4 protein-coding genes are annotated in these 2,288 nt (G+C 34.0%); all 4 read left to right on the plus strand.

Annotation, left to right across the window (positions count from 1 at the left end):
* On the plus strand, positions 1 to 214 hold a 214-nt coding region (locus BQ5796_RS17525), incomplete at its 5' end, for an ATP-binding protein (protein ID WP_159431009.1).
* A gap of 557 nt (positions 215 to 771) precedes the next feature.
* A complete protein-coding gene (locus BQ5796_RS15715; RefSeq protein ID WP_071461333.1) occupies positions 772 to 951 on the plus strand; it encodes a hypothetical protein in 180 nt (59 codons plus the stop codon).
* 122 nt (positions 952 to 1,073) lie between these two features.
* Entirely contained in the window at positions 1,074 to 1,487 is a 414-nt protein-coding gene (locus BQ5796_RS15720) for a hypothetical protein (protein WP_071461334.1), read from the plus strand.
* 31 nt (positions 1,488 to 1,518) lie between these two features.
* Positions 1,519 to 1,920 carry a hypothetical protein gene (locus tag BQ5796_RS15725; protein WP_071461335.1) on the plus strand — a complete coding sequence of 134 codons (402 nt, stop codon included), beginning with the start codon at positions 1,519 to 1,521 and terminating at the stop codon, positions 1,918 to 1,920.
* Positions 1,921 to 2,288 lie beyond the last annotated feature (368 nt).

Genomic DNA, 2,288 nt, shown 5'->3' on the forward strand with positions numbered 1-2,288 from the left:
GGGATCAGAGTTATTGTTCCAGTTAATATCTGAGTGTTATGAGCAGAAAAGTCTAATTATAACCTCAAACTTGGAATTCAGCCAATGGAACAGGATTTTCACCGATTCCAGGTTAACCGCCGCTTTGGTGGATCGTTTGATTCACCATGCCCATATCATCTCATTCCATGAGGAGAGTTACCGTCTATCTCATGCATTGTCAAAAAGAAGGTAATAGATAGGGCTGGCAAAGTTGTGCATTTTCCTTTGCATTCTTCTGCACTTTTTCCTTGCAAAATACAAAAGGCTATGATGGGACACTTGGTAGCAAGAAATATGAAATAAAATTTCATAATTCATTAACAAGAACTAATATCAATCTTGGGAACCCTGAGATTTATGATGTTTTATTAGTAGTTCTTGGACCAGATAGCTTACTACGACCAAAACAAGAAAAGGATGATTTCCTTATTTATAAGATAACAGATACGTATGTAAAGAATCATTTCAAACAGAAGTCAGGATATTGCTGTGGTAAAAGTTATTTTGCAAAATCAAAGGTTGATAAAGTATATAACCTTTCATAGAGGATTGGAGAGGATGCAATTTGTCATCCATTGATGAAAGAGAATCATTTCTGGAAAGTTCCGTTCGGCATTAGTCTGAACGGTTTTTTTGTTATATCTTTAGTTCACAATGTCTACTCACAACACATAAATCACAGCACATAGATTACTACCATAGATTTTCCAATTTGAGTATAATAGGCTCAAAAGAGAAGGAGTGGATGAAATGAGAGCTTCACAAGAATTTATAAAGCAGTTAGAAGGACTATTTCAAACTTATGAAAAAGAAGTAAAAGGAACAAAACTAGCAAATAACACGGTGAATACTCACCTTTACCACTCAGGTAATTTTGTTAAATGGTGTCGTGGCGAATATGAACCAGGTGTTAGGAAAGGAAGTAAATAACTGCAGATGTCACTTTATCGCCTACGATTAAACACTAGTTGTTAGCCATGTAATTGCTAAGTACAGGCTACGAATCCATATGATATGATGAAAGAAAATAACCAAAATATGGGGGTAGTAAGATGTCAATTCCAGATAAGAACATTGTAGTCAGTACGGTCTGCAAGAGATATAATTGTTCGCTTTCCAATATCATACGAAAGAAAATAATGTATCATGGGGTAAGCAACGGCAAGAGTATAGTCCTTTGTACACCAGAATCAAGATTACATCCACAAGGTCACGGTTGGTTCGACCTAACCACTAAACAGGTTGATTTACTGGATGACGCAGATATAGCAATACTGGCGGTTCGGCTAGAAGGATATAAAATTTACTATGTTGATTTCAAGCAACTCAGACAATTAATAACCCCAGATATGTCGTTAAACTATTCTGAGGATGAGAAGTGGAGATTCTATATTTGGGAGAATTATATAAAAGTACGAGGAAAAGATAAGAAGTTCGATATAGAGCCTGAATTTGTTTCTATTTAATTAAATTTTATTAGGTAGGAGGTATATCATAATGTCAAAACTTGATTATACAATTAAACTTGTTTATCCCGATTGGGTTATCGATGAACTCAGATATAAACGAATGGGATTCGCAGGTAAATATAAGAACTTCAATTTTCCTATTGGGGCTAAAATGCTTGTCTATTTAACAGAACAGCAGTTAATCATGGGGATTAACACAGTTAAGGGAACCTGGAAAGATGGTGAAGCTTTCCCCTCTTCTTCTGGTTATCCTATCAAACTTCCTATTGTAATGGATTATGAAGTTCCAAAGGATGGGGTTGGATTACACATCAAGGATATCCAAAGCATTGTTCCTCAATTTCGCCCTCATAAAGATATGAGCTTTTTTCCATTAACTGAAGAACAATACTCTGAATTAGAAAAGTTATTAAAAGATAGAAATAAATGAATTGATGTAGGTCTGGCATTGTTTAAACTTTAATTTGGCAATACCAGACTTATTTAATTCTAATTATATTTTAAAAAATGTTCATCTATAATTATATCTCTTTAGAAAAACCCTCATAATTATGGAAAAATATGGTAATGTGACTAAACATTTGAGTATATCAGATTAATTTCTAAAACCAGTTGCTCTGAAATCATCTTGTTAAGAGCCATTTTTAATGGCGTTTATTTCGGAAACGACAATGACGGCAACAGACTATTTTCGCCACCGTCACTTTCGTTTCCTTTTTAGTTAAGTCAAATTCGTTGGCATTATATGGTTTAAAGTTCCATTGAATTCATTTCAAATTTATATTATTCTCTAAACAG

The sequence above is a fragment of the Bacillus massilinigeriensis genome (assembly GCF_900111815.1).
Classification (GTDB): domain Bacteria; phylum Bacillota; class Bacilli; order Bacillales; family Cytobacillaceae; genus Mesobacillus_C; species Mesobacillus_C mediterraneensis.

Coding starts and splice junctions, on each gene's coding strand:
- BQ5796_RS15715 (WP_071461333.1), top strand. CDS start 772: ATGAGAGCTTCACAAGAATTTATAAAGCAGTTAGAAGGACTATTTCAA.
- BQ5796_RS15720 (WP_071461334.1), top strand. CDS start 1,074: ATGTCAATTCCAGATAAGAACATTGTAGTCAGTACGGTCTGCAAGAGA.
- BQ5796_RS15725 (WP_071461335.1), top strand. CDS start 1,519: ATGTCAAAACTTGATTATACAATTAAACTTGTTTATCCCGATTGGGTT.